This window comes from Micromonospora sp. MW-13, from assembly GCF_003434305.1.
Taxonomy (GTDB): domain Bacteria; phylum Actinomycetota; class Actinomycetes; order Mycobacteriales; family Micromonosporaceae; genus Micromonospora.
This window is the reverse complement of record NZ_QKKX01000011.1, coordinates 424416-451176: the sequence shown is the minus strand read 5'-3', so window position 1 is coordinate 451176 and position 26761 is coordinate 424416. Positions and strand designations below refer to the sequence as shown.

The 26761-nt window shown below is 74.5% G+C and carries 25 protein-coding genes; 13 read left to right on the top strand and 12 right to left on the bottom strand.

Annotated features, from left to right (window positions below; genetic code table 11):
- Positions 1-84 precede the first annotated feature (84 nt).
- On the top strand, positions 85-1659 hold the full coding sequence (locus C5N14_RS09740; RefSeq protein WP_128763544.1) for a pentapeptide repeat-containing protein: 1575 nt from the start codon (positions 85-87) through the stop codon (positions 1657-1659).
- A gap of 117 nt (positions 1660-1776) precedes the next feature.
- The gene (locus tag C5N14_RS09735) at positions 1777-2334 is read left to right on the top strand and encodes a hypothetical protein (protein ID WP_117667646.1); all 558 of its coding nucleotides are present in this window, start codon (positions 1777-1779) and stop codon (positions 2332-2334) included.
- 10 nt (positions 2335-2344) lie between these two features.
- Here the strand turns inward: C5N14_RS09735 and C5N14_RS09730 are convergent, their stop codons facing one another.
- Positions 2345-2515 (bottom strand): SUKH-4 family immunity protein, encoded by a 171-nt coding sequence (locus C5N14_RS09730; RefSeq protein WP_117667644.1) that lies wholly within the window; start codon positions 2513-2515, stop codon positions 2345-2347.
- A 144-nt stretch (positions 2516-2659) separates the two neighbouring features.
- On the bottom strand, positions 2660-4138 hold the full coding sequence (locus C5N14_RS09725) for a glutamate--cysteine ligase (protein WP_117667785.1): 1479 nt from the start codon (positions 4136-4138) through the stop codon (positions 2660-2662).
- Between the two features lie 181 nt (positions 4139-4319).
- Here C5N14_RS09725 and C5N14_RS09720 point away from each other — a divergent pair, with 181 nt between their 5' ends.
- Positions 4320-4658: a DUF3817 domain-containing protein gene (locus tag C5N14_RS09720; protein WP_117667783.1), complete on the top strand. Its 339-nt coding sequence runs from the start codon at positions 4320-4322 to the stop codon at positions 4656-4658.
- Positions 4659-4729: 71 nt separating this feature from the next.
- Here C5N14_RS09720 and C5N14_RS09715 read toward each other — a convergent pair whose 3' ends face one another.
- Positions 4730-5275: a hypothetical protein gene (locus C5N14_RS09715; protein WP_207892671.1), complete on the bottom strand. Its 546-nt coding sequence runs from the start codon at positions 5273-5275 to the stop codon at positions 4730-4732.
- A gap of 159 nt (positions 5276-5434) precedes the next feature.
- Here C5N14_RS09715 and C5N14_RS09710 point away from each other — a divergent pair, with 159 nt between their 5' ends.
- The 4 genes from C5N14_RS09710 to C5N14_RS09695 all read left to right on the top strand — a co-directional run bounded on the left by C5N14_RS09710 (position 5435) and on the right by C5N14_RS09695 (position 11637).
- Positions 5435-6559: a Vms1/Ankzf1 family peptidyl-tRNA hydrolase gene (locus C5N14_RS09710; protein ID WP_117667640.1), complete on the top strand. Its 1125-nt coding sequence runs from the start codon at positions 5435-5437 to the stop codon at positions 6557-6559.
- Complete coding sequence (locus C5N14_RS09705; protein ID WP_117667638.1) at positions 6552-8306, top strand: thiamine pyrophosphate-binding protein; 1755 nt, start codon at positions 6552-6554, stop codon at positions 8304-8306. Before C5N14_RS09710 ends, C5N14_RS09705 begins: the two co-directional genes overlap by 8 nt.
- A gap of 501 nt (positions 8307-8807) precedes the next feature.
- On the top strand, positions 8808-10211 hold the full coding sequence (locus C5N14_RS09700; RefSeq protein ID WP_117667636.1) for a hypothetical protein: 1404 nt from the start codon (positions 8808-8810) through the stop codon (positions 10209-10211).
- Positions 10212-10500: 289 nt separating this feature from the next.
- A complete protein-coding gene (locus C5N14_RS09695) occupies positions 10501-11637 on the top strand; it encodes a SigB/SigF/SigG family RNA polymerase sigma factor (RefSeq protein ID WP_117667634.1) in 1137 nt (378 codons plus the stop codon).
- Between the two features lie 166 nt (positions 11638-11803).
- On the opposite strand, the gene ctaD is transcribed toward C5N14_RS09695, so the two are convergent.
- The 8 genes from ctaD to C5N14_RS09655 form a co-directional block, all read right to left on the bottom strand.
- Positions 11804-13792, bottom strand: a complete 1989-nt coding sequence (gene ctaD / locus C5N14_RS09690; RefSeq protein ID WP_117667632.1) for a cytochrome c oxidase subunit I — start codon at positions 13790-13792, stop codon at positions 11804-11806.
- A 122-nt stretch (positions 13793-13914) separates the two neighbouring features.
- The gene (locus C5N14_RS34140; RefSeq protein ID WP_371685824.1) at positions 13915-14175 is read right to left on the bottom strand and encodes an ATP-binding protein; all 261 of its coding nucleotides are present in this window, start codon (positions 14173-14175) and stop codon (positions 13915-13917) included.
- A gap of 162 nt (positions 14176-14337) precedes the next feature.
- Entirely contained in the window at positions 14338-14898 is a 561-nt protein-coding gene (locus C5N14_RS09680) for a dihydrofolate reductase family protein (RefSeq protein ID WP_117667781.1), read from the bottom strand.
- Positions 14895-15452, bottom strand: coding sequence for a TetR/AcrR family transcriptional regulator (locus C5N14_RS09675; protein ID WP_117667631.1), 558 nt, complete (start codon positions 15450-15452; stop codon positions 14895-14897). The genes C5N14_RS09680 and C5N14_RS09675 overlap by 4 nt, the downstream gene beginning before the upstream one ends.
- 29 nt (positions 15453-15481) lie before the next feature.
- Entirely contained in the window at positions 15482-15784 is a 303-nt protein-coding gene (locus C5N14_RS34135) for a transposase (RefSeq protein ID WP_117667629.1), read from the bottom strand.
- A gap of 42 nt (positions 15785-15826) precedes the next feature.
- Positions 15827-16279 (bottom strand): DUF4383 domain-containing protein, encoded by a 453-nt coding sequence (locus C5N14_RS09665; RefSeq protein ID WP_117667778.1) that lies wholly within the window; start codon positions 16277-16279, stop codon positions 15827-15829.
- 92 nt (positions 16280-16371) lie between these two features.
- Positions 16372-17529, bottom strand: a complete 1158-nt coding sequence (locus C5N14_RS09660) for a glycosyltransferase (RefSeq protein WP_117667627.1) — start codon at positions 17527-17529, stop codon at positions 16372-16374.
- Positions 17530-17554: 25 nt separating this feature from the next.
- Complete coding sequence (locus tag C5N14_RS09655; RefSeq protein ID WP_243639383.1) at positions 17555-18535, bottom strand: glucosyl-3-phosphoglycerate synthase; 981 nt, start codon at positions 18533-18535, stop codon at positions 17555-17557.
- A gap of 228 nt (positions 18536-18763) precedes the next feature.
- Between C5N14_RS09655 and C5N14_RS09650 the strand changes: the two genes are divergently transcribed.
- The 6 genes from C5N14_RS09650 to C5N14_RS09625 all read left to right on the top strand — a co-directional run bounded on the left by C5N14_RS09650 (position 18764) and on the right by C5N14_RS09625 (position 25732).
- On the top strand, positions 18764-19792 hold the full coding sequence (locus C5N14_RS09650) for a Gfo/Idh/MocA family protein (RefSeq protein WP_117667623.1): 1029 nt from the start codon (positions 18764-18766) through the stop codon (positions 19790-19792).
- A complete protein-coding gene (locus C5N14_RS09645; protein ID WP_117667621.1) occupies positions 19785-20873 on the top strand; it encodes a zinc-binding dehydrogenase in 1089 nt (362 codons plus the stop codon). The genes C5N14_RS09650 and C5N14_RS09645 overlap by 8 nt, the downstream gene beginning before the upstream one ends.
- 86 nt (positions 20874-20959) lie before the next feature.
- Entirely contained in the window at positions 20960-23254 is a 2295-nt protein-coding gene (gene secA2, locus C5N14_RS09640; protein WP_117667619.1) for an accessory Sec system translocase SecA2, read from the top strand.
- Between the two features lie 232 nt (positions 23255-23486).
- Entirely contained in the window at positions 23487-24227 is a 741-nt protein-coding gene (locus C5N14_RS09635) for a GAF and ANTAR domain-containing protein (RefSeq protein WP_117667617.1), read from the top strand.
- 144 nt (positions 24228-24371) lie between these two features.
- Positions 24372-24872 (top strand): DUF2231 domain-containing protein, encoded by a 501-nt coding sequence (locus C5N14_RS09630; protein WP_117667615.1) that lies wholly within the window; start codon positions 24372-24374, stop codon positions 24870-24872.
- A gap of 98 nt (positions 24873-24970) precedes the next feature.
- On the top strand, positions 24971-25732 hold the full coding sequence (locus tag C5N14_RS09625) for a class I SAM-dependent methyltransferase (protein ID WP_117667613.1): 762 nt from the start codon (positions 24971-24973) through the stop codon (positions 25730-25732).
- An 86-nt stretch (positions 25733-25818) separates the two neighbouring features.
- On the opposite strand, the gene C5N14_RS09620 is transcribed toward C5N14_RS09625, so the two are convergent.
- Positions 25819-26742 carry a DUF3500 domain-containing protein gene (locus C5N14_RS09620; protein WP_117667611.1) on the bottom strand — a complete coding sequence of 308 codons (924 nt, stop codon included), beginning with the start codon at positions 26740-26742 and terminating at the stop codon, positions 25819-25821.
- Positions 26743-26761: the final 19 nt, after the last annotated feature.

The window sequence follows — 26761 nt, the reverse complement described above, 5'->3', positions numbered from 1 at the left end:
GGACGGGCTGCCGCACCGGGACTGGAGGGGCACGTGCCGGTCGGGGATGCAGGCGTCGAGGCGTTTCGGACCACCGTCCGGCAGGTGGCGGAGGCGACGGGCGAGCAGCGGGAGGCCGCCCTGCGGCGGCTGGCGGCGCTCGGCGCGGCCGACCCGGCGCTGCGCCAGGGCGCGGTCGACGCGATCTGCGCCTTCCTGCGGACACCCCCTGCCGAGCCTGCGGGCGCCAGCGCGGATGCCGGCGCGTGGCGGGAGGCCCTGCGGGCCCTCGGCGGGCTGCTACGCCCCTCCGCCTCCGCCTCCGCCTCCGCCTCCGCCTCCGCCTCCGGCGAGGGTGCGGGTGCGGGCGGGGCTGCGCCGGAGATCGTCGTGGACCTGTCCGGCGCGACCCTCGTGGATGCCGACTTCGGCGGCTGCGAGCTGGCCGAGGCCCGGTTCGCCGACGCCCGGTTCCTCGGGGCGGCGTCGTTCGCCGACGCCCGGTTCACCGGCGAGGCGGTCTTCGCCCGCGCGCTCTTCGCCGGCGAGGCCCGGTTCGACGGCGCCCGGTTCGCCTCCGACGCCGTGTTCGGGCGCGCCCGGTTCCGGGGCCCGGCCAGCTTCGAACGGGTCGGGTTCGACGGGATGGCCTGGTTCGGGCGGGGCGAGGAGGAGATCTGGGAGGACGACCCGACCTGGGAGATGGTCGAGGACGTCCACCCCGCCGCGTGGGACGAGCCGAACGAGGACGACCCGGACTGGCCCGTCGCGGTCCTGATGGGCGACTACCAGGGCTGGAGCGAGGGCGGGGACGGGGCCCGTTTCGTCGGTCCCGTGTCGTTCCGGCAGGCCCGCTTCGCCGGTCCCGCCTGGTTCTTCAAGGCGCGGTTCGGCGCGGACGCCGCGTTCACCGACGCCCGGTTCGGCGGGCCGGTGCACCTCGACCAGCCCGCCGTGGACCTCGCCGGCGCCCGGTGGGGCGGCGCGGCCGACGACGAGCCGGTGTGCTGGCCCCTCGGCTGGACGCCGGAGCCCGGGCCGGACGGCGCGGGCGCGCTCGTGCCGGACCGTTCCGTCGCGCCCTACGCGCGCCAGCTCGCCGATCCTGATCCCGACGTCCGCCGCGCGGGGCTGGCCATCCTCGGCGCTCTCGGTGACGCGAGACCGGAGCTGCGCCAGCGCGTGGTCGACACCGTGTGCGGGTACCTGCGCGGGCCGCTGCCGTTCCCGGTGACCGGCGACCTGAACCCCGGGCAGGCCGGGGAGGTGGAGCTGCGGCGCGGCGCGCAGCGGCTCCTCGCCGAGCGCCTGCGCCCGGTGGGCCCGACGCCGGACGGGGCGGAACCGGGCCTGCGGCACTGGGCGGGCATGAGTCTGTCGCTGTGCGGCGCCACCCTGATCGACTTCGACCTCAGCGGCTGCCACGTCGGCTACGCGGACTTCATGGCCGCCCAGTTCCACGGCGTCACCAGGTTCGACGCCAGCTCCTTCGAGGGCGCCGTGTTCGGGCTCGGTGGCCCGGATGGTCGGGCCTCGTTCCACGGCGACGTCACCTTTGCCGGGGCGCGACTCGACCGCTGGCGCGGGGCCCGGGACGTGCTCGGCGGCGTCGTGTTCCACGCTGGCGTCGTGCTCGACGACGCCGAAGCCGGCGACGGGACGCCGCCCGGGCAGGAGTGAACGACGCGGGCCGCGCGTCCGCCCAGCCACCCGGTCACGATCGGAATCCAGCCCCGCCACGGGCGGGAGCGGGATCTCGACAACCTGAACCGGGGCCGGGGCCGGTACGGTCACGCGGTGACCGACGAGATCCCCGACACCCGGCTGCTGGACCTCATCACCGACACCCCGTGGATCGCCGAGCTGCTGGCCCAGTTCGACTTCGACCTCGCCCGGGCGGCCAACGGTCCCGCGGAACCGGTGCGGCTGCCCGGCGGCGAGCCCCTGGAGATGATCGCCGGGGACGCCTCCGGTGGGGCGTTCATGCTGGTGGGAACCGGTGTCGAGCGTCCCGTGCTGTACGTCGGCTCGGAGGGCGAGGGCGGCCTGGTCGCCGCCGGCCTGCGCGACGCGCTCGCGCTCGTCGTCGGGATCTCCTGCATCCACGACGCGACGGCGGTGCCGTTCGGCGCCGACGGCGCACGGCTGCGGGACTGGCTGGCCCGCACCGACGAGGAGATCCGCGAGTACTGGCCGGAGCTGGACGCCGAGCGGCTGCGGCTGCGCCGGGCGCTCGACCTGCCGGAGGCGGACGGGCTGCTGGAGACGCTGCACCGACTGGCGGCCGACGAGGAGTACCGGCCGGTCAGCGACGCGGGCGACCGGTACGAGTCGATGGTCGCGCCCGGGGCGTGACGGGCACCCGTCAGATCATCCCGTAGCCGAGTTCCTCCGCGGCGACCGACCAGAAGGCGTTCTCGTCCGCGACCGCCACGGGGTCGATCTCGCGGAACCGGTCGGCGAGCCGCTCCCCGACGGCCTCGATCCCGTCGACGGCGAGCCGGGACAGCCCGGCGTCCTCGGCGAGGACGACCACCGCCGCCTCGGCGCGGGCGGCCGGGAGCCAGGAACCGGGATAGGGAGCTGCTCCCCGAGGGACCGGAGTCGGGTCAGGGCGGCGTCGATCGCCGCGCTGTCGGTCGGCACCGGCCCACCCTGGCCCGCTCCAGGCCCCAGGCGGTCAAGGGATCGGCCACTCGTGGACCGGGCGGTTGCTGTGCATCAGGTCCACGTAGTGCCGGACCACCTCGCGCAGCGCCGCCGGCCGGTCCAGGTGGTCCGCGGACTCCAGCCGGTGCAGGGTCTCCACCTGCCAGGTGGCCCCGTTGCGGCCGGTCAGGCAGCGCTGCTCGACGATCCCGAGCAGCCGGTCCCGCTCGACCGGGTCCAGCCCCCACCGGTCCAGCCCCTGATGGGCCATCGGCAGCAGCCGGCGCAGCACCAGCTCGGCGACCGGCAGGTAGCCCAGGCCGGGCCAGAACACCTGGGCGTCGATGCCGTGCCGGGCGCAACTGGTGAAGTTCTCCTCGGCGGCGCTGAACGACATCTGCGACCACAGCGGCCGGTCCGCCTCGGCGAGGGCCCGGACCAGTCCGAAGTAGAACGCGCCGTTGGCGACGGTGTCCAGCACCGTCGGGCCGGCGGGCAGCACCCGGTTCTCCACCCGCAGGTGCGGGCGGCCCTTGAACACGTCGTACACCGGGCGGTTCCAGCGGTAGACGGTGCCGTTGTGCAGCCGCAGTTCGGCGAGCTTCGGCACGTCGCCGCGGGCGAGGGCCTCGGCCGGGTCCTCGGGGTCGCAGACCGGCAGCAGCGCGGGGAAGTACCGGACGTTCTCCTCGAACAGGTCGAAGACCGAGGTGATCCAGCGCTCGCCGAACCACACCCGCGGGCGTACCCCCTGGGCCTTGATCTCCTCCGCCCGGGTGTCTGTGGCCTGCTGGAACAGTGGGATGCGGGTCTCGCGCCACAGCTCCCGGCCGAAGAACAGCGGCGAGTTCGCGCCGAGGGCCACCTGGATGCCGGCGATCGCCTGGGCGGCGTTCCAGTAGTCGGCGAACTGGGCCGGGCTGACCTGGAGGTGGAACTGGGTGCTGGTGCAGGCGGCCTCCGGGGTGATGGTGTCGGCGGTGACGGAGAGCCGCTCCACCCCGCTGATCGAGATCCGCAGGTCCTCGCCCCGGGCGGCGAAGATCTGCTCGTTGAGCAGCTCGTAGCGCGGGTTGGCCGACAGGCTCTCGGCGGTCAGGTGCTCGGGGCGCAGCGTCGGCAGGATGCCGATCATCACCATGTGCGCGCCGACGGCCCGGGCCTTCGTCTCGGCGGCGTTCAGGCTGGCCCGAACGTGCTCCTCGAACGCGGCGGTGCCCGCGTCGGCCAGCCGGCGCGGCGCCACGTTGATCTCGACGTTGAACTGCCCCAGCTCGGTCTGGAAGCTCGGGTCCGCGATGGCGGTCAGCACGTCGGCGTTGCGCATCGCCGGCATCGAGTCGTCGTCGACCAGGTTCAGCTCGATCTCCAGCCCGGTCATCGGCCGCTCGACGTCGAACCGGGACTCCCGGAGCATCTCGGCGAACACGTCCAGGCACCGCCGCACCTTCTCGCGATAGCGGGCCCGGTCCTCGCGGGTGAATGTCCGCACGCCGACGTCCTCGCCCATGGTCACCGCCCTGTCACCGTTGGTCCCCCAACCTTGCACGTGGCGGCCGGCCGGGGGAAGACCCGAAGGTCCCTATACGTACCCAGCAGGGGCCCGCGTGATCCCTGTCGCTCCGCCCGTCGCTGCGTGGATCGGCCGGCCGGACTGGTTAGCATGGCCGGCAACCGGTGGGGGAGTGACGATGCGTGAGAAGATCACCAAGCTGTTCGTGGCGGCGGCGATCGCCGAGGCCTGCTCCTGGCTGGCCCTGCTGGTCGGCATGGCCGTCAAGTACGGGCCGCCGGACAACGAGATCGGGGTGAAGATCTTCGGGCCGATCCACGGCGCGCTCTTCGTCGCGTACGGCCTGCTGGTCCTCGCCGTGGCCCGGCTGCACCGGTGGCGGCTGTGGCCCACCGTCGTGGCGCTGGCCTGCGCCGTCCCGCCGTTCGCGACCCTGTTCTTCGAGCGCTGGGCCGCCCGGCGGGGCATGCTGCGCACCGCGCCCGAGCCGGACCGCCCGCTGACCCCGGTCGGCTGACCGCCGCCGACGCCGGGACCACCAGCGAGGCCACCAATTCCGTGAATTGGCGCGACCTTGGCGCGGGGGTGTCAGGTCAGTACGGTGATGATGGCGATCGTGGCGATCAGCAGGGCCCCCAGCACGGCCTGGATCAGCAGCGGCGGGCCGAGGTGGCTCCACAGGGTGGCGGTGCGCGGCCGCAGTAGCTGCCCGGTGGTCAGGTTGACGATCCGCTCCACCCGGGGCGGCAGGTCCGGGTCCTGCGGCCGGAGGGTGATCTGCACCCAGTCGGCCGGGTGCAGGGCGCTCTGCGGCAGGTGCCCGTGCAGCTCCACCTCGCAGAGCTGGTCGGCGGAGTCGCGCAGCCGCAGCGGCGTGACCAGGAACTCCGGGCCCTTGCGCAGCTCCTTCCAGCTCCGCCGGCCCCCGCCGCCGCCGCTGGACAACAGCGAGCGCAACGCCAGCAGCAGCAGGCCCATCACGCTGGCCGCCGTCACCACCGCGACCAGCACCGGCTGGCCGATCCGCAGCTCGCGGGGATAACCGTCGAGCAGCCGGACGACCCGACCGGTGACGATCCGCTGCGTGGGGCGAGCGATCCGCCGGTATTCGAGGTCGCTGTCCATGTGCACCACCGTGAGTCGTTCACCACCGAGAGTCCGGTTCCCTGCACCGATCGTATCCGGTGGTCCGGCTGAACGACGTGAATGAACGCGAGTCACGTTCACGGTGGCCTCAGGTGACAAGGCGACCGACGCGGGTAAGCGGGGGGCCGAGCTGGAAAGGGGTCGAGCATGCAGCTGTCCTTCCTGCGCCCGCTCTACGACCGTCCCGGGCCCTGGTGCTCGGTCTATCTGGACGCCTCCCGGGACACCGAGGACGCCCGCCCGGCGCTCGACCTGCGCTGGCGGGCCCTCAAGGGTGAACTGATCGAGCAGGGCGCCGACGCGCCGACCGTGGACGCCGTCGAGCGGGTGGTCCGCGGCCACGACCCGATGCCGGGCGACTACGGCATCGCCGTGTTCGCCGCCCGGGGCCGGGCGGTGCTCACCGAGTACCTGTCCGCGCCGCCGCTGCGGGACCTCGCGGCGGTGTCGGAGCTGCCGCACGCCATGCCCCTGCTCGCCCAGCGCGGCGAGCAGGTCGCCTGGGTGCGGGTGCTTGCCGACCGGACCGGCGCGGACGCCGTGGCGGTCAGCGCCGGCGGAGTGCCCCGCCGCGCCCACGTCACCGGCCGGGAGGACTTCCAACTGCGCCGGGTCAACCCCGGCGGCTGGTCGCAGTCCCGGTACCAGCGGGCGGCCATGGAGGCCTGGCACCACAACGCCGGTGACGCGGCGGCGGCCACCGTGGAGCTGGCCGAGAAGGTCGGCGCGGAGGTGCTGGTGGTCGCCGGCGACGTGCGGGCCACCGGCATGATCGCCGCCCAGCTACCGGAGCGCTGGCAGGACCTGGTGGTCCGTACCGACGCCGGGTCGCGGCACGCCGGGGCGGACCCGGCGCTGATGGACGATCTCACCGTGCAGACCATCGCCGAGGTGGCCGACCAGCGGGTGACCGCCGCGCTGGACCGCTTCGGCATGCAGGAGGACGTCGGGGCGGGCCTCGACGCGGTGGTGTCGGCACTGCAACGCAAACAGGTCGACACCATGCTGATCGTGGACGACCCATCCTCCACGGAGGAGCTGTGGATCGGCCCGGAGCCGACCGACATCGCCACCGACGCGGGGCAGCTCGGCGCCATGTCGGTGCCCGACCCGCACCGGGCACGCGCCGACGCGGCCCTGGTCCGGGCGCTGGTCGGCACCGACGCGGAGCTGACCGTGCTGGCCCCGGACGAGGCGCCGGGACTGACCGACGGGGTGGGCGCGGTGCTGCGCTACGTCGACGCCGCCACCCCCGGGCGGGGCGATGGTTGATCGTACCGTCGCCGACCTGGTGGTGGAGCGGCTGCGGGCCTGGCGGGTGCCGCGCGCGTTCGGCTGTCCCGGCCCGGCCATCGCCCCGGTCGTCGCGGCCCTTGACCGTGCCGGCGGCGATCCGCAGTTCGTCCCCGCCCGGCACGAGGAGACCGCCTCCTTCATGGCCAGCGGGCACGCCAAGTTCACCGGCGAGCTCGGGGTCTGTTTGGCCACCCAGGGGCCCAGCGCGGTGCACCTGCTCAACGGCCTGTACGACGCCAAGCTGGACAGCAAGCCGGTGGTCGCCATCGTCGGCGAGGACATCACCGGCCCGCTCGGCGGCGCCCACGAGGAGATCGGGCTGAGCCGGCTCTTCGGCGACGTGTGCAACCAGTTCGTCCGCTACGGGCGCACGCCCGAGCAGGTGCCCGCCGTGCTGGACCAGGCGTTCCGGACCGCCGCCGCCACCCGCAGCCCCACCTGCGTGGTGCTGCCCCTGGCCGTGCAACTGGCGCTGGTGCCCGACCGGCTGCCGCAGGTCACCGGCGTGACGTCGGCGACCCCGGGGGAGCCGCTGGCCCGGGTGCTTCCGCACGACGCCGACCTGGCCGCCGCCGCGTCCCTGCTGGGCGCCGGCAACCGGGTGGCCATCCTGGTCGGCCAGGGCGGGCACGGTGCGGCGCGGGAGATCGTGGCGCTGGCCGACCGGCTCGGCGCCGGGGTGGCCACCAGCCTGCTCGGCAAGCCGGTGCTGGACGAGCGGCTGCCCTTCCACACCGGCGTGCTGGGCGAGGTGGGCACCAGCGCCGCCGCCCAGCTCATGGGCGGCTGCGACACCCTGCTGATGGTCGGCACCAACGACCCGTGGACCGACTACTACCCGGTACAGACCCGCACCATCCAGATCGACATCGACGGCCGCCGGATCGGCACCCGCTACCCGGTGGACGTGCCGTTGGTCGGCGACGCCGCCGAGACGCTGCGGGTGCTGCTCGACCGGGTGCCCGTCCGGCCCCGGCGGGACTGGCGCCGGACGGTGGAGAGGTCGGTGGACCGGTGGCGGGAGGAGGCGGCGGCCCGAACCGAGGAACCCGGCGAGCCGGTCAACCCGCAACTGGTGCTGCACCAGCTCTCCGTCCGGATGCCCCGCTCGGCAGCGGTCTCCGTCGACGTCGGCTCGGTCATCTACTGGTACGCCCGGCACCTGGAACTGCCGCCCGGGGTGACCGCCCAGCTCTGCGGCACCCTCGGCTCGACGGGCTGCGCCCTGCCGTACGCGGTGGCGGCGAAGCTGGCCCGCCCGGACCGGCCGGTGATCGCGCTGGCCGGGGACGGCGCGATGCAGCTCAACGGCCTGGCCGAGCTGATCACCGTCGCCCACCACTGGCGGGAGTGGGCCGACCCCCGGCTGGTGGTGCTGGTGCTCAACAACCGCGACCACTCGGGCACGGGCGGCGGCCAGGCACCCACCGGGGCGTCCGCCCGCCGGCCCGACGTGCCGTACGCCGGGTGGGCCCGGCTGCTCGGCCTGCACGGGGTGCGGGTGGACCGGCCCGAGTTGGTCGGCGCGGCGTGGGACGAGGCCCTCGCCGCGGACCGGCCCAGCGTGCTGGAGGCCGTGGTCGACCCCACCGTGCCGCTGCGCCCGCCGGAGCCGGCCCTGGCCGACCTGCGGGGCCTGGTCGCCGACGGCGACGCGGCCCGGCTGGTCCGGGAGCGGCTGCTCGCCAGGCGGGTGGCCGTCGAGGCCGACGGTCTCGGCTAGCCCGTCCGGCCACCAGGCTGCCGACCTCCGCCAGGCGCCGCTGCCGACCTCCGCCAGGGGTGGCGCCGTCCGCCGTCTCCCGTCGCCACCGCAGGGAGACCACCGGGCCCGTCGCCACGGTCCGGGCCTCTCCGAGCAGCCATGATCGACTTTAGGTCATTGACAAGGGGCCCTGCCGCGCCTTCGACACCGCGATGTCAACGATGTCGAGTTGACCATGTAGCCGGGTCACCCAGCCCCTGGCGCCCCAGTCCGGGCGCCCCAGCCCCGGCCGCCCCAGCCCGGGTCGGCCCAGTCCGGCCGGCCAACCCGGCCGGGGCGACCCATCCGGGGCGGCCCCGGACGCCACGCCCAGCCGGCACGGCGGGGACCGCAGGGGGCAAGCGCCCGTCCAACGGGGAATGCCCCCGCCGGGTGGCGGAGGCCCCGTTTAGACCCCATCGGGACGGGAAGCCGGGCCGCGTGGCGAACGAACGAAGCGGGCTGGGACCCGCGCATCCGGTGCGCGGGGGACTCACGGCGGACGGGGCCGGACTGGCCGGCGACCGGGTGGTGGCGGTGGGCAGCACCGGACGCGTCCTGGTCGCCGCCGCGGCCCGGGCCCTGCGCGGGGAGGACTGCGCCGACATGGGCCAGCCGGGCGTGTTGTCCCGGTTCACCGGCGCGCCCGAGCCGGTGCGCCGGGCAGCCGCCGCCCGGGCCGCCGGACGGGTCGCGCTCACCCCCGACCAGACCGCCGAGGTCGACGCCGCCCGGGTGGCGCGGTGGATCGTCGACCAGTACCCGCGCCGCCGCTACCCGGGCGTGGTGCTGGGCTCCCCGCACGGCGCGGCGGCGCACCTGGCGGTGGCCCTGGGCGTGCCCTGGCTGCCCGCCGCGTTCGAGACGACGGTGCACTGGACCCGAGGCGCGGTGGACAGCCCCGCAGCCGCCCTCGGCCACGGCGCGGCGCTCGCCGCCCGGCTGCTCGCCGGCAACCCCGACGTGCACGTGCGGCAGGTGCACTGCCCGGCCAGCCGGGGCGCGCTCGCCGGGGCGACGGTATCGCTCGGCGTGCGCTGGCAGCACCTGCCCGCGGCGTACGCCCGGTTCCTGACCGACCGGGTCGAGCCCGGAGCCCCGCTGCTGCTGCTGCGCGACGCCCGGACCTGGCCGGTGCACGACGTCGGGCTGGGGCACAGCTTCCAGGCCGGCTCCCCGGCCAGCGGGCTGGACCCGGTGGACTTCCACCCGGACTCGCACGCGCTGCGCCAGGTGCTCCGCTCCGCCGGTGGCGACGGTTCCCGCTGGGAGCCGCCGGAGGTCGGCGCCCCGCAGGGCTACGCCGAGCACGGCGTGGAGCCCGGTTTCGAGCTCGCCGTCCGGGCGTGGGCCGGGCGGCGCGGGCACCTGCTGCACCGGGTGCTGTTCCCCCGGGCGGAGTCGCTCAGCGCCGCGGTCGCCGACCTGTACCGGGCGTGGCTGCGGCGGGCCGGCAAGACCGGCGACCGGCTGGTCGTCGAGTGCGGGCGGCTGCTCGACCCGTGGCAGGTGCTGCGGGCCGGGCTGGTGCCGTACTGGTGCGAGAACGCCACCCGGCGGGCCGTCGACGCGGCGGAGTGGTGGCTGGCCGGCAGCGAGCCGTTCAGCTCGGTGGACGTGCTGCCGGAGTCGCCGGGGATGCGCTCGCCGGCCCTGGCCGGGCTGCCGCAGTGGCTGGCCGTGGCCGCCTTCGGCCGCCGCCGTCGGGCCCTGGACCGCACCGCGGCCCGGGGCTACCCGGTCACGGCGGTGCCGACCCGCCGCGCCACCGAGGTGCTGCGGGCCCAGCCGTACGACCTGCCGGTGCCGCCGCCGCTGCCCGTCGCGACCGCCGTCGAGGCCCTGCGCGACGGAGCCGGCGACCAGGGACTGGTGGTCTGCTGACCCGATCCGCCGCGCGCGGAGTGCCGCCCCGACCCGCCCGCCGCGCGCCGCGCCGAGGCCGGTCGCACCAGCCGGCCGAAACATCCTCGCGAACCCGGGCCGCCGTGATTGAGTACCTACGGAGCGGGAACACCGCTGGCTGCGACGGCCCGGCCACGCTGCGCAGCTCGCGGTCGACGCTCCTCGACGATTCACGTCAGGTGACCCACTTTCCGGCCCGGTGCGTGGCTCGACCACGCGCGCGACCGGCTTTCCCGATCAGGCGGGGACCTTCCTGAGGGAGGCGCGGATGTTCGGACAGACCACCACGACCACACCACCACCCACCGAACGGGGTCTGGAGGACCTTGACGCGGCGGCGCTGGCGTACGCGGCGCGGATCGAGGGCCTGCCCCCCGAGCGGCGGCAGGAGGCGCGTGACGACCTGGTCCGCTTCGCGCTGCCGTTCGCCGGCCGGCTCGCCCGCCGGTACCGGGGGCGGGGTGAGCCGTTGGAGGATCTGGAGCAGGTGGCCCGGCTCGGACTGGTCAACGCCGTCGACCGGTACGACCCGGAGCGGGGCTCGTTCACCGCGTACGCGGCGATCACCATCGTCGGCGAGATCAAGCGGCACTTCCGGGACCGGACCTGGGGCGTGCACGTGCCCCGCCGGCTGCGCGACCTGATCCTGGAGGTCGGGCAGGCGACCGCGGCGCTGACCAGCGAGCTGTCCCGGGCCCCGAGTGTGGCCGAACTCGCGCAGCGGCTGGAGACCCCGGAAGAGGAGATCCTCGCCGCCCTGGAGTCCGCCGCCGGGTACAGCCCGGCCTCGCTCAACGCGCCGGTCGGCGGGGAGAGCTCGGCCGAGTTCGGCGACCTGGTCGGCGAGAGCGACAACGCGCTGGAGTCGGTCGACGACCGGGTCACCGTCAGTGGGCTGCTGCACCGGCTGCCCTGGCGGGAGCGGCGCATCCTGGCGATGCGCTTCTACGGCAACCAGACCCAGGCCGAGATCGCCGCCCGGTTCGGCATCTCCCAGATGCACGTCTCCCGCCTGCTGTCGCGGGCGCTGACCTGGCTGCGGCAGGCGATGCTCGCCGACGCCCCGCCGCCGTGGCAGAACGGCGCGGCCGAGTCCGGGCCGGGCAAGGCGCGGATCTCGGTGCGGCACAACGGCGACCGGGTGGTCGTCGAGGTCGGCGGCGAGGTCGACCGGGACGGCGCGGACCGGCTGCGCAGGGCGATGCTGGCGGCGGTGACCGGGCAGCCCCGCGAGGTGGTGGTCGACCTGGTCGGCGCGGGCGGCTTCGACGCCGGCGGGATCGCCGCGCTGATGGCCGGCCGGGACGCCGCGGAGCGTACCGGGGTGCCGTTGCGGCTGACCCGGGTGCAGCCGGCGGTCCGCCGGTCGCTGACCGCCGCCGGCCTGCCTCCGCCCCGCGACTGAGCGGCGATCCGGCGCGCGGCGGGCGATCCGGCGCGCGACGAAAGGACCTCGGCGGGACGAAAGGACCCCGACGGGACGGACGGACCTCGACGGCGGTGGGACGGAGCTGTGCGGCGGGGCGGACGGGTTTACCCCGGTCCGCCCCGCCGCGCGTCACCCGCCGGGGTCAGCGCTCCGGGGTCTCGCCCCGGCCGTGCGGGTGGCGCCACCGCTCGTCCTCCGGCGGTCCCGGCTCCTCGCCCGGCGCGTCGGTGTGCTCGAAGCTGGGCCGACGGATCTCCTCCGGCTCCGGCACGTCCACCGGCCGCGCCCCCGACTGCGGCGCCGGCTGGTAGTCGGCGGCCCGGCGGGCGCCGTGCGCCCCCTCGGCCGCCGGCGACTCGGGCACGTGCCGCTCGTGGTGTAGCTCCTCGGCGAAGCTCTGCGGCGGCTTCGTGGCGCGCTGCGGCAGGTCCCGGCCGAGGTCGGCGACCAGGTGGCCGTACTTGAAGTCGAACGCCGGGCGCTCGGAACGGATTCGCGGCATCCGGTCGAAGTTGCGCAGCGGGGGCGGGCAGGTGGTCGCCCATTCGAGGGAGTTGCCGAAGCCCCAGGGGTCGTCCACCGTCACCATCGCCCCGTACCGCCAGGACTTCCACACGTTGTACATGAAGAACAGCGTGGACGCGCCGAGGACGAACGACCCCACCGTGGAGATCATGTTCAGCGTGGTGAAGCCGTCGCCGGGCAGGTAGTCGGCGTACCGGCGGGGCATGCCCTCGTTGCCCAGCCAGTGCTGCACCAGGAAGGTGGCGTGGAAGCCGAGGAACATGGTCCAGAAGTGGATCTTTCCGAGCCGCTCGTCGAGCAGCCGGCCGGTCATCTTCGGGAACCAGAAGTACACCCCGCCGAACGCGGCGAACACGATGGTGCCGAACAGCACGTAGTGGAAGTGCGCCACCACGAAGTAGGTGTCGGTGACGTGGAAGTCCGCCGGCGGGCTGGCCAGCAGCACCCCGGTGAGCCCGCCGAGCAGGAAGGTGACCAGGAAGCCGATGGCGAACAGCATCGGCGTCTCGAAGGTGAGCTGGCCCTTCCACATCGTGCCGATCCAGTTGAAGAACTTCACTCCGGTGGGCACCGCGATCAGGTAGCTGAGGATGCTGAAGAACGGCAGCAGCACCTGGCCGGTGCCGAACATGTGGTGCGCCCACACGGTCATCGACAGGACGGTGATCGCGATGGTGGCGAGCACGAGACCCGTGTAACCGAAGATCGGCTTGCGGGCGAACACCGGAATGATCTCGGTGATGATGCCGAAGAACGGCAGCGCCACGATGTAGACCTCGGGATGGCCGAAGAACCAGAACAGGTGCTGCCACAGCATCGGCCCGCTGGTGGCCGGGTCGAACACGTGCGCGTCGAGCAGCCGGTCGGCGGCGAGCGCGAGCAGCGCGGCGGCCAGCAGCGGGAAGACCAGGATCACCAGGACGCTGGTGAGCAGCAGGTTCCAGGTGAAGATCGGCATCCGGAACATGGTCATCCCGGGGGCGCGCAGGGTCAGCGTGGTGGTGATCAGGTTCACCGCGCCGAGGATCGTGCCCAGGCCGGAGAGGACCAGGCCGACGATCCACATGTTCCCGCCGACGCCGGGGCTGTGCTCCGCCCGGCTCAGCGGGGTGTACGCGGTCCACCCGAAGTCGGCGGCCCCGCCGGGGGTGGCGTAGCTGGCGACCACCAGCGTTCCACCGAACAGGTACAGCCAGTAGGCGAAGGCGTTGAGCCGGGGGAAGGCCACGTCCGGGGCACCGATCTGCAACGGCACGATGTAGTTGCCGAACGCGAACACCATCGGCGTCGCGAACAGCAGCAGCATGATCGTGCCGTGCATGGTGAACGCCTGGTTGTACTGCTCGGGGGACAGGAACTGCATCCTCGGCCGGGCCAGTTCGGCCCGGAGCAACAGCGCCAGCACCCCGCCGATGAGGAAGAAGCCGAACGAGGTGATCAGGTACAGCAGGCCGATCTGCTTGGCGTCGGTGGTGCCGAGCAGCTTGATCAGCTTGGCCCCGGGCAGCGCCGGCCGCAACGGACCGGGGTAGCCGCCGAAGCGGGCGGGCGCGAGGATCGCGGGGCCCCGATCTCGTCCGGGTTCCGTGGTTACCCGCTTGGGCATCGCTTCTCACCCCGTCGTCACGACAGAAAGGACGGGCGTGCCTACCCTGCCCTCCCACCATGTAACCAGGCGAGAGCGGTAATTTCGGTCAATTCGGGGTGAGAGGCCTCAGGTGGCGGGCATCATCGCCCAGACGACCTTGCCGTCCCCGACCGGCGAGCTGCCCCACCGTTGGGCCAGCTCGCGGACCAGCAGCAGCCCGCGCCGCCCTCGGCGCGCGGGTCCGTGCGCGCCGCCGGGCGCAGCGTCCGGTGGCTGCCGTCGGTAACGGCGACCTGTAGGTGCGACCGGCGCAGCGTGAGCGTCACCCGCATCGGAGTGCCGGCGTGCCGCACGACGTTGCCGACCAACTCGCTGAGCACCACCGAGGCGGGACCGACCAGCTCCGGCAGGTTCCACCGCCCGCAGGCGTCGGTGACCAGCTCCCGGGCCCGCCGGCAGGCCCCCGCGACCGGCTCCAGCCGGGCGCGCAGCCGGGGCGCGGTGGCGGCCCCGCCGCCCGGGTGGCCTCAACGCAGTCCCGCCGTTCGGTGCCGGGCGGAGACTCAGCCCTGCAGGATGTCGTACGTGATGCGCACGAGGCCGTCGGCCTCGACGTGCGAGCCGCGCACCACGAAGTCGGCGCGATCTCCGTCGCCGAAGAGCCGCTTGCCGCCGCCGATGACCGACGGGACGATCGAGACGGTCAGCTCGTCGAGCAGGCCCCGGCGCAGGAACTCCTGCACCGTGCGGCCGCCGTCGACGTAGACCTGCTCGGCCCCTTCGGCATCGAGCACCTCGATCGCCTCATCGGTCGATCGCACCACGCGCACGTTCGGCGCGTCCTCGGACAGGGTGGTGCTCAGCACGATCACGCGCTTGTCCGTGTACGGCCAGTCGCCGAAAGTCAGCACCTTATCGTAGGTCGCGCGCCCCATCAGCAGCGTGTCGATCTGCGGGTAGAAGGTCTCCCAGACGAGCGCCGGCACCGTGTCGGGTGTCGCAGCATGCTGCCCCTTGCCGGGTGCGGCCTCGAGGAACGAGAGGTCGTCGCCGGGACCGGCGATGTATCCGTCCAGGCTCATGCCGAGGAAGGCACGTCCGCGCCAGGTGCGTGCGTTGGTCATGTCCACAACTTCCAGAAGTAGTCGATGGTGTCATCAGGCGCGACGTCGGTACCGCTGGCGCCTGCCCCAAGGCGGAGCAAGCCGCCCTGCATCGTGTCGAGCAGGATGCGCGCGGCCCGCAGCGGGTCGCCCGCACGCTTCAGCTCGGCGTCTCGGATGAGCGCCGCGACGTAGCGCCCCTGCCGTTCGCCGCCGTCGCGCAGCAGCGCAGCCGAGGTCTCGTCGGCCAGGTCGGCGAACAGGTCGCCGAGACTCGCGAGTGCCGCGCTCCGGTGCTGCGCACCGAACGTCGCGCGAGCAAACTCGCGCAGCTCGTCCAGCGGCGGCAACGCACCGGAGGGTTCCTCGGGGATCGAATCCACCCAGTGCCGGCCGAGCGCGTGCAGCAGGCCCGAACGCGACCCGAACCGCTTCACCAACCCGGCTGGGCTGAGGCCTGCGGCAGGCGCGACCTCCGCGAGCGTCCACGTCGCGGTCGGCCAGTCGCGCTGCGCGAGATGCGCGGCGACGCGGTCGACGATCTCGTCGTCGGATGCGGTGCGGGGCCGGGCCACGCGGTTAGTGTACCGCCATTTACTAACTATCACGACAGTGGGATGGGATCGGCGACGGCGGCTCTGCGCGCGGCCTGCGGCGGCACCGGAGACGAGCTCCGCAGCTCCGTCAGGATCCGCTCGGTCACACCCCGACTGTTCAACCTCGTGAAGTGCGCGTACACGGTCTGCCAGGGCGGGAAGCCGATCGGCAGGTACCGCCACGCGCAGCCGGTACGCACCACGTACAAGATCGCGTCGATGACGGCCCGCCGGTCATGCTTCTCCGGTGATCCGGCTCGACATGCGCCGGTCCTCGCTTCCGTGTCCGGGTGGCCGCAGATACCCGGCACGGGGTGGGGCGAAACGGGGGCCGGATCCCGGCGCGGCCCCCGTCAGTGGCGGCTCGGGCGGCGGGTGGTGAGAACGCCCAGCGCGATCATCCCGACCCCGAGGAACAGGTGCAGCCAGTTGTCGGCGCCGTTGACGGGGATGAAGTTGGCCCCGCTGGAGTGGTCGACCACCAGGCCGTAGAGCCACAGCACGAGGTAGACGGCCCCGCCGCCGACGAGGAACGCGCGCGCCCCGGAGACCGTGCGCGACAGCGCCAGGCCCGCGACCCCGAACAGCAGGTGCACGATGTTGTGCAGGACCGACACCTGGAACAGCCCGAGCAGCTTCGCCTCGGAGTCGTGCCCGGCGAAGCGCAGGTCGCTGTAGTACGTGGTGATCCCCGGGATGAAGCCGAGCACCCCGACCACCAGGAACACCACGCCGACGGTGGCCGCGGCGCGGCGTACGGGGGCGCGGCCGTCGGCGGGGTTGCGTCGGGCCCGCGAGTGGGCCATCGGACCGGTCACCGCGATCTCCTCACCGTGTGCGGGAAGTCTCTCGCGGCGCGGCGTTCCCGCTGCCGCCCGTGACAAACCCGCCGCCCCGGTCAGGCGGGCAGCAGGTGGCGTGCGGTGGCGCCCTTGCGGACCCGCTCGTACAGCCCGACGTACCGCTGGGCCATCACCGCCGGGGTGAACCGCGTCGCGGCCTCCCGCCGGCACTCGTCCGGGTCCAGCACGCTCGCGGCCAGGACCAGGTCGGCCAGCTCCTCCTCGTCGGTGGTGAGCAGGCCGGTGCGGCCGTGCTCGATCAGCTCCGGCAGGCAGCCGCGGGCGGTCGCCACCACCGGCGTGCCCAGGGCCAGCGACTCCACCACCGCCGTGCCGCCGGGCTCCTCCCAGCGCAGCGGGAACAGCGAGGCGCGGGCGCCGGCCAGCAGGTCGTCGCGCTCCTGCCCGGCGACGGTGCCCACCCAGCGGACCAGGTCGCCGTCGACGTGCGGGGCCACCTCGTCGTAGAAGAACCGCACGTCCGGGTTCTGCCGGGCCTCGTCGCCCGCGGCGGCCAGGTCCTCCGGCCGGTGGTACGGCCCGACCGGGCCGGCCAGCACCAGCGGCACGCCCACCCGCTGGGCGAGCCGGGCGCCGAGGTCCTGGCCCTTGCCGGGGTTGATCCGGCCCAGGACGATCAGGTAGTCGCCCTTGTCCGGCCGGGGGCGCCGGCCCGCGTCGACCGCGAGCGGGGTGGACAGGTGCACGTGGCCGACCGAGTGCTCGCGCAGCGCCCGGGGGGCGCGGGCCAGCTGCGAGGCGGACACCCCGTTGACCCGGACCCGGTCGCCGCCGTCGAGGTTGCCGTAGAGGGCCGGGTGCTTGGCGAGGTCCCAGTGCAGGGTGTGCAGCACCGGCGGGGCGGCGGGGCCCATCGCGGCGAGCGTGGCCAGGCCGACCGCCTCCACGTGGTCGTGGACCAGGTCGATGTCGTCGCGGCTGCGCAGCGCCCGCGCCACCCCGCCGAGGTGCGCCTGGGAGATGCCGCAGACCTGGTTGTACGGCCGCTGGAGGGCGTGGAACTGGCCGTCGGGGAAGACGGAGATCTTCTCGTCCACCGGCAGGGTGCTGCTGTCGACGGAGGCGAGCACCACCCGCACACCGAGCCTGCGCAGCTCCGGCACCAGGGTGGCGATCACGTTCTCGATGCCGCCGTAGCCGGGCGGCGGCACGGACAGCCACGGCCCGGCGTTCATCAGGACGGTCAGGCTCATGTGGGGTTCCTTCCCTCGGCGACGGTCACGCCGCCACCCGGCGGCGCGGCAGCCGGTGACGCAGCTCCGCCAGTGGGGGACGCTCCTCGACCGAGACGTCGCTGACCACGATCTCGCGGTCCAGGTTGGGCAGCGCCTCGGAGCCGCCCCGCCGGAACTGGGTGAGCAGGGTCGCCGGCGCGGTGCCGGGACTGGCCCAGCCGCGCCGCTGCAACCGCGACCACGCGGTCAGCATGATCTGCGCCGACATCCGGCCCAGCGCCGCCGTGTCCTGGTGGCGGTGCTTGCGCTCACCGAGGTCCACCTGGGCCAGCGCGTCCAACCCGACCAGGTCCAGCAGGTCGATCAGCATCGCCGTCTCGACCCCGTACCCGGAGACGAACGGCACCCGCTCCAGCACGGCGCGCCGGCCGGCGTACTCGCCGGCGAGGGGCTGGACGAAGCCGGCCAGCTCCGGCCAGAACAGGTTCAGCAGCGGGCGGGCCATCAGCTCGGTGACCCGGCCCCCGCCGTCGGCCTCCACGCTGGTCGCGCCGACCAGCGGCCGGTGGTAGAAGCCCTTGACGAACTCCACCGACGGGTCGGTCAGCAGCGGGCCGAGCAGGCCCGTGACGAAGTGCGGGCGGAACTCGCGCAGGTCGGCGTCGACGAACGCGACCACGTCCCCCTCGGCCGCGGCCAGCCCCGCCCACAGCGCGTCGCCCTTCCCGGTCAGCGGGGGCAGCCCCCGGGTCATCTCGTCCTGGCCGACCACCTCCGCGCCCGCCGCCCGGGCCACCTGCGCGGTTCGGTCCGTGGACCGGGAGTCGACCACGATCAGCTCGTCGACCAGCGCCACCCGGTCCATCAGGTGCTCCCGGATGGTCGCCACGATCGCGCCGACCGTCGCCTCCTCGTTGCGCGCCGGCAGCACCACGCTGACCCGGCTGTCGCCCTTGGCGCGCACCAGCCGCCGCGGTGTCCAATCGGTCGCCGAGGTGGTCCGGTAGGTCGCCCACGCCTCCACCACGGGTGAGACGCTCGATTCGGTATCTCGCACAGACACACCCCCAGATCGCTGCGGAAACGCGGGGTGGTGTTTTCCCAGTACCGCCCACGCGTTAACCGAATCATCCCTAACAGCTTGATCACGGCCCGGGCACCGGGCCGTTCCTGCGAGGTGAACGTTTGATTGCGCCGTCCCGGGGGGAGTGCACTGCGCGGATACGTGAAACCGTGGCGAGAGGGTCTGTCGATGCGCGCGTGCCGGGTGGGACTGGTCGGGGCCGGCGGGGTGGCGCAGCGCCACGCCCGGGTGTTGGGCGGCTTCGAGGACGTGGAGATCCTCGGCGTGACCGACGTGACGCGCGGCGCGGCGGCCGTACTGGCCGACGCGCACGGGGCCGCGACGTTCGCCGACGTCGACGAGCTGCTCGCGGCGGGACCGGACGCGGTGTACGTCTGCGTGCCGCCGTTCGCGCACGGCCCGGTGGAGGAGGCGATCGTCGCCGCCGGGGTGCCGATGTTCGTGGAGAAGCCGGTCGCGGTGGACCTGGACACCGCCGAGCGGATCGCCGACCTGGTGGCCCGGCGTGGGCTGCTCACCGGGGTCGGCCACCACTGGCGGTACCTGCACGTGGTGGACGAGGCGCGCGAGCTGCTCGCCGGCCGGCCGGTGCGGATGGTCGGCGGGGCCTGGCTGGACAAGGTGCCCCCGGTGGCCTGGTGGGCCCGCCGGGACCACTCCGGCGGCCCGGTGGTCGAGCAGGCCGCGCACGTGCTGGACCTGATGCGCGCGCTGGTCGGCGAGGTGACCGAGGTGACCGCGTACGGCGACGGCGCCCCGCCGCCGGTCGAGGGCGCCGACATCGACTCGGTGACCACGGCCGCCCTGCGCTTCGCCGGCGGGGCGGTGGGCACCCTCGCCGCCGCCTGCGTGCTCGGCTGGAAGCACCGGGCCGGGCTGGAGATCCTCGCCGACGGGCTGGCGCTGTCGCTGGCCGAGGACGGGCTGACGATCCGCGACGCCGACGGCGAGCGGCACCTGCCCGCCGACCCCGACGGCGCGCGGACCGCCGTCGACCGGGCCTTCGTCGACGCGGTGCGTGGCGTCGGCGACGACGTCCGGGTCCCGTACGCCGAGGCGCTCGGCACCCAGCGGCTGGCCCTCGCGATCGCCGAGTCGGCGGCCACCGGCCGGCCGGTGGCGCTGCCCACCGGTCCGGCCGCGACGCCCCGGACCGCCGCCGCGGCGGCCCCGGCGGGGGTGGCCGTCGATGCGTGACCGGGTGGTGGTGGTCAGCGGCCCCGGCCGGGTCGAGCTGGTCGAGCAGGAGGCCGGCGAGCTGCGCGACGGCACGTTCCGGGTGGAGACGCTGTACAGCGGGGTGTCCGCCGGCACCGAGCTGAGCTTCGTCAAGGGCACCAACCCGTACCTCAACGTCCACTGGAACGCCGGCCTCGGGCTGTTCCAGCCGGGGGAGGCCAGCACCCCGTACCCGGTCACCCGGCTGGGCTACATGCAGGTGGGGCGGGTGGTGGCCAGCCGCACCCCGGCGGTCGCCGTGGGCGCCGTCGGCGCGATGACCTACGGCCACCGCAGCGGGTACGTCGCCGACCCGGTCGCCGAGCGGTTCGTCCCGCTGCCCGACGACCTCGACCCGCTGCTCGGCGTGTACGTCGCGCACATGGGCCCGATCTGCGCCAACGGGCTGCTGCACGCCGCCGCCGACCTGTGCGGCGCCGACGTCCGGTCGCTCGGCGACGGGGTGCGCGGGCGCCGGGTCGCGGTGGTCGGCGGCGGGGTGGTGGCCCTGCTCACCGCCCTGTTCGCCCGGCGGCACGGCGCGGCGTCGGTGGTGGTGCTCGACCCGACCCCGCAGCGCCGGGCGGTCGCCGGGGCGCTCGGCCTGGAGACCCTCGACCCGGACGCCGACGACCCGGCGGTGGTGCTCAAGACCCGGTGGAACCACGCCGCCGGGGACCGGGGCGCCGACGTGGTCTTCCAGTGCCGGGGGCAGGCGTGGGCGTTGCAGCTCGCGCTGCGCCTGCTGCGACCCCAGGGCACCGTGGTCGACCTGGCCTTCTACCAGGCCGGCGCCGACGCCGTCCGGTTCGGCGAGGAGTTCCACCACAACGGGCTGGCGCTGCGCTGCGCCCAGATCGGGCGGGTGCCGCGCGGGCTCGCCCCGACCTGGGACCGGGAGCGGCTCTCGGCCGAGACGATCGGGTTGCTGCGGACGTACGGCGACCAGATCCGCGAGCACCTGGTGTCGGCGGTGGTGCCGTTCGCGCAGGCCCCGGCGCTGCTCACCGACCTGGCACGAGGCCGTCGCCAGGAGCTCCAGGTGGTGCTGGCCGGCTGATCGAGGCGGGTCGTGGCGGACGCCTCGCCCCGTCGTGGCCCGACCGGGCCGCGAAAGTCGGCCCGGGTCGCGTACCGTTGCGGCTCATGGGTGTGTCGCAACGGTTGAAGAGCAGGTTCCGACGGTTCCTCCAGCGGCCCGGCAGCACGGTCGACCTGGGCCCGCTGGAGAAGCTGCTGCCGGCCATCGAGGCCCGCGAGGAGGAGCTGTCGGCGCTGACCGACGCCGAGCTCACCGAGGCCGCCGGCGCCGCCACCGGGTACGAGGAGATCTGCGCCGTCGGACGGGAGGCCGCCCGGCGCGGGCTGGACCAGCGGCCGTACGACGTGCAGCTGCTCGGCGCGATGGCCCTGCTGTCCGGCAAGGTCGCCGAGATGGCCACCGGTGAGGGCAAGACCCTGACCGCCACGATCGCCGCGTACGGGCACGTCCGGCTCGGTAACGGCCCGGTGCACGTGCTCACCGTCAACGACTACCTGGCCCGTCGCGACGCCCAGTGGATGGAGCCGGTCTACGCCCTGCTCGGGCTGACCGTCGGCTGGGTCAACGAGGCGTCCACCCCGCAGGAGCGGCGCGACGCGTACGCCTGCGACGTCACCTACGTCTCGGTCAGCGAGGCCGGCTTCGACTACCTGCGCGACCAGCTCGTCACCGACCTCGACGACCGGGTGCAGCCGCCGCTGGCCACGGCCATCGTCGACGAGGCCGACTCGATCCTGATCGACGAGGCCCGGGTGCCGATGGTCCTCGCCGGCGCGGTCGGCGGCGAGCAGGACCCGGTGCACGCCGCCGCGGCGCTGGTCCGGGGTCTGCGCAAGGGCAGGCACTACACGGTGGCCGAGGACGGCCGCAGCGTCGCCTTCACCTCCGCCGGCCTGGCCGCCGTCGAGGCCAAGCTGGGCGGCATCGACCTGTACGACGCCGAGCACGTCGGGCAGCTCTCCGCGGTCAACGTGGCGCTGCACGCGCACGCCCTGCTGCACCGCGACGTCGACTACATCGTCCGGGACGGCTCCGTGGAGCTGATCGACGAGATGCGGGGCCGGGTGGCCCAGCGCCGCCGCTGGCCCGACGGCCTCCAGGCGGCGGTCGAGGCCAAGGAGGGCCTCGACGCCACCGCCGAGGGCGAGGTGCTGGGCACCATCGCCGTGCAGGCGTACATCGCGCTCTACCCGAAGGTGTGCGGGATGACCGCGACGGCGGTGCTGGTCGGCGACCAGCTCCGCGAGTTCTTCGGCCTGGAGGTGGCGGTGGTCCCGCCGAACACCCCCTGCATCCGGGAGGACGAGCCGGACCGGATCTACGCCACCCGGGCCGAGAAGGAGGAGGCGCTGGTCGACGAGATCAAGCGCTGCCACGACAAGGGCCGGCCGGTGCTGGTCGGCACCCTCGACGTCAAGGAGTCCGAGCAGCTCGCCGCCGGGCTGAACGCCGCCGGGGTGCCCTGCGTGGTGCTCAACGCCAAGAACGACGACGAGGAGGCGGCGATCATCGCCGAGGCCGGCGCGTACGGCGCGGTCACCGTCTCCACCCAGATGGCCGGCCGGGGCGTCGACATCCGGCTCGGCGGCAGCGACCAGGCCGACCGGGACCGGGTGGCCGAGCTGGGCGGCCTCTACGTCATCGGCGGTGGCCGGCACGACAGCCGCCGCGTCGACGACCAGCTCCGCGGCCGGGCCGGCCGGCAGGGCGACCCGGGCGGGTCGGTGTTCTTCGTCAGCCTCGAAGACGACCTGGTGGTCCGGCACGCCGGCGACGCCGTTCCGCCGTCGCCCCGGATGAACGCCGACGGCCTGGTCACCGACCCGCAGGTCGACTACGCGGTGGAGCACGCCCAGCGGGTCGCCGAGGGCGTCAACCACGAGATCCACCGCAACACCTGGCGCTACAGCGTGGTGATCGAGCAGCAGCGCAAGGCGCTCGCCGAGCGGCGGGAGCGCCTGCTCACCAGCGACATCGCCGCGCTGATGCTGCTGGAGCGGGTGCCGGAGCAGGCCGAGGAGATGGACGAGGACCTGCTCGCCCGGGCGGCCCGGTCGATCGCCCTCTACCACCTCGACCGGTTGTGGGCCGAGCACCTGGCCGAGCTGTCGGAGGTGCGCGAGGGCGTGCACCTGCGCGCCCTGGGCCGGCTCGACCCGCTCGACGAGTTCCACCGGGCGGCGGTGCCGGCGTTCAACGCGCTGGTCCCGGAGATCGAGACCCGCACCATCGCCACCTTCACCGAGACCGAGTTCGACGACGACTGGGAGCCGGCCGAGTCGACTCTGGTCCGCCCCAGCGCCACCTGGACGTACCTCGTCCACGACAACCCGTTCGGCTCGGAGCTGGACCGGCTCATCGCCTCGGTCGGCCGGCGGCTCAGCGCCGCCCCGCGCTGACCGCCGTCGGGCGGTTCCCCGCGACGGGGGGAGCCGCCCGACTGCGGTGATCCGCCTCCATCTCCGGAGCCGACCAGGGGGATGAGGCCGCTTTTCAGCCGTTTCGACCCGGGTTGGCGAGGGTAGTAGCCCGGGTCGGATTGATCGGGAGAGAGCAGACCATGACACAGCCGAAGGTCGACGTGCGCCGCCGCCGGTCACCAGCCGTCCCCACGACGGGGGCGGGGCCACGGTGAACCTGGAGACGCAGGCGCCCGACACCGAGACCCTGAGCGTCCTGGAGACCGCGGCGCTGCTGCGGGAGCTGACCGCCGGCCTGATCGCCGTGACCGATTTCGACGAGGCGCTGACCCAGTTGGTCCGGATTGCCCGCGCCGCCGTCGCCGGGGTCACCTGGTGCGGCTTCACCGCCCTGCGGGCCGGCGAACCGGCGGGGGTGGCCGCCTCCGACCCGGCCCTGGCCGGCCTGGACGACCTCCGCCATGGCCCCGACTCGCCGGCGATGAGCGCCATCCACCGCCGCGAGATGATCCTCGCCGAGGACCTCACCCAGGAGTCCCGCTGGCCGGCCTGGACGACCCGGGCCCGCGACCTCGGGGTGCGCGGGGTGATCTCCGCGCCCGTCGACGTCGACGAGCAGGTCATCGGCGCGATCAACCTGTACGCCTCGGCGTCGGCGGCGCTGACCACCCGGCACCAGCTCACCGCGATGCTGCTCGCCGAGCACGCCGGGCTGCTGCTCGCGGCGGTGCGGGACCGCGAACGGCGGGCCGCCCAGGCCCACGAGCTGGACGCCGCGCAACTCGTCGACGGGGTGGTCGGGCAGGCGATCGGGGTGATCATGACCCAGCGGGGCTGCGCCGCCCCGGAGGCGCTCCAGGTGCTGCGCAGCGCCGCGCTGTCGCTGGACATCCCGGTGCGGGAGGTGGCCGAGCGCCTCGTGGTCACGGTCTCCCGCCCCCGGGAGAACTGACCCACCGCCGGTCCGCTCGACGGCGGCCAGCCGGCCCCGGCGGTGTCCGATGTGCGTCTCACGTCGGTCGGCCCGTCGTTTCCCTCCCGTCGTCCGGGGGTAGCACCCTGGACTGGTGAGCTGAGACGACCTGGGGAGGGCACGATGGAGAGCCGGCTGCGGGTGCACGGGCACCCGATCCAACCGATGTTGGTGACGTTCCCGTTCGGGCTCTTCGTCAGCGCCACGGTCTTCGACCTGGCCGACGTGGCGGGCGGCCCGGTGTTCCTCGGCGAGGTCGGCTACTGGACGGCGGTCGCCGCGCTGGTCGCCGCCGGGCTGTCCACCGTGGCCGGCCTGGTCGACCTGTGGGACGCCACCGGCGGCCGAACCCACCGCACCAAGATCACGTTCAATCTGGTCAACGTCGCGATGGCCGCGCTGTTCCTGCTGACCTGCCTGGTCCGGTCGCACTCGCCGCAGCGCGGTGCGACCGGCGCGATGTTCGCCACCGAGCTGGTCGCGCTGGGCGTGGGCGCGGTCGGCGTGTGGCTCGGCGCCCGGCTGATGCGTCAGTTCGAGTCCGCCCGCGTCGAGGCGGACACCCCGGACGCGCTGGGCGGCGTGGCCGGCTCGACCGTGGAGATCGTCCGTCCCCGCGCCTGAGCTCCCGCCGGCCGCCCGCGTCCCGGCGGCGTGATCGCGCGCCCCCGCCCGGGGAAAATCGCCTTGCCGACCGGTCGGCCAGCGGCCAGGCTGGCCGGATGAGCGGGAATCGGGCCTTCGAGGAGCTGCTGGCCGAGGGCGCGGCCGTGCCCGTGCGGGGCTGGGACTTCTCCTGGCTGCACGCCCGGGCCTCCGAGGAACGCCCACCCTGGGGCTACGCCCGGCTGGTCGCCGACCGGATGGCCCGGGCCGACACGGCGCTGGACGTGGACACCGGCGGCGGGGAGGTGCTCGCCGAGGTGCCAAACCCGCCCCGGGTGCTGCTGGCCACCGAGGCGTGGCCGCCCAACGTGCGGGTGGCCCGGCGCACGCTGCGCCCGCTCGGCGCGACCGTGCTGTGGGTGGCCGAGGGCGGCGACCTGCCGGTGCGGGACGCCACCCTGGACCTGGTGGTCAGTCGTCATCCCGTGAACACCCGCTGGGACGAGGTCGCCCGGGTGCTGCGGCCGGGCGGGACGTTCCTGTCCCAGCAGATCCGCGGCGGCACCGTACGGGAGCTGAGCGAGGCCCTGCTCGGCCCGCTGCCCCCGCCCGCGCGGCAGTTGCCCGAGCAGGCCGTGGCCGCCGCGGCGGCGGCCGGGCTGACGGTGGTCGACCTGCGCGAGGCGACCCTGCGCACCGAGTTCCACGACATCGCCGGGGTGGTCTACTTCCTGCGCAAGGTGGTCTGGACGGTGCCGGGGTTCACCGTCGAGCGGTACCGGCCGCAGCTCGCCCGCCTGCACGCCCGGATCGAGGCCCAGGGCGGCTTCGTGGCGCACGCCCGGCGGTTCCTGATCGAGGCCGTCCGGCCCGCCTGAATCATTCTCGCGATGGGCCCGAACCGGCGTCGTGGACCATCGAGCCAGCGTCGCGGCCCGTCCGGGTGGCCCGCGCCCGGTCCAGTTCAGCCGTGTGCCTCGGCGTGGTGCGCCGCGAGCACGTCCGCGCCGAAGTCGCTGGCCGGGCGGCGCAGCACGGTGTGCGCGTGGTTGCCGTCGTCGCTCGTGTTGTCGTACTCGATCAGCAGGTCGTCGCCCTGCACCCGGTAGTAGTGGCGCTGGCCGGGCCGGGTCGGGCCGGCCCAGGCGAAGTGCAGCGGGCCGCCGGCGAGCCGGCCGGCCTCCCGGACGGCGAGTTCCGGCGGCAGCCGGTCGAGGTACACGGCGACGAGCTGGTCGAGCATGGCCCGGCCGGTGGGGCCGAGCCGGTCGGCCGGCACCCCGAGCGGCGTGATCGACCCCGGTGCGTCCGGTCGGGTGGCGCTGATGATGTCGGCGGGCGCCTCGTCGGCGACGACCGTCGCCGCCCGCCCCGCCGGACCGATCGCGTCGAGCAGGGCGCGGGCCAGGTCCTCCTCGACACCGAGGGGTCGGGACACCGGATGCCCGGCGTGCCGGACGGTGGCCGGGTTCGCGCCGAGGAACACCGGGGCGGGGGAGACCTGGTCGTCGACCACGGTCATGCTCACCGACAGGTGGTGCCCCTCGAACCGCCACGCCCACCGGTCGTCGCGGGCCGGGTCGCCGAAGACCGCCACCCAGTAGTCGCCGCTGTGCCGCCCGCGTCGCCAGCCCTCGGCCCGGTCCAGCACCTCCTCCAGCGCGACGACGGCCATTGCCTGCGCGTACGCCGCCGGGCTGAGCGCGGTGGCCAGTAACCGGTGTGCGGCCTTGCGGCCGGCGCGGTCCAGGTCGGCCAGGCAGACCCCCGGTCGCGGTCGGGGCCGGTACTCCAGCCACCGCCGGGCGGCGTCGTCGAAGGGGCGGGCCGCGGCGGCCCGGGCCGCCGCGTCGAGCGCGCCGAGCAGCGCGGTGCCGGCCGTGCGCATCTGTTCGGGTACGGGATCC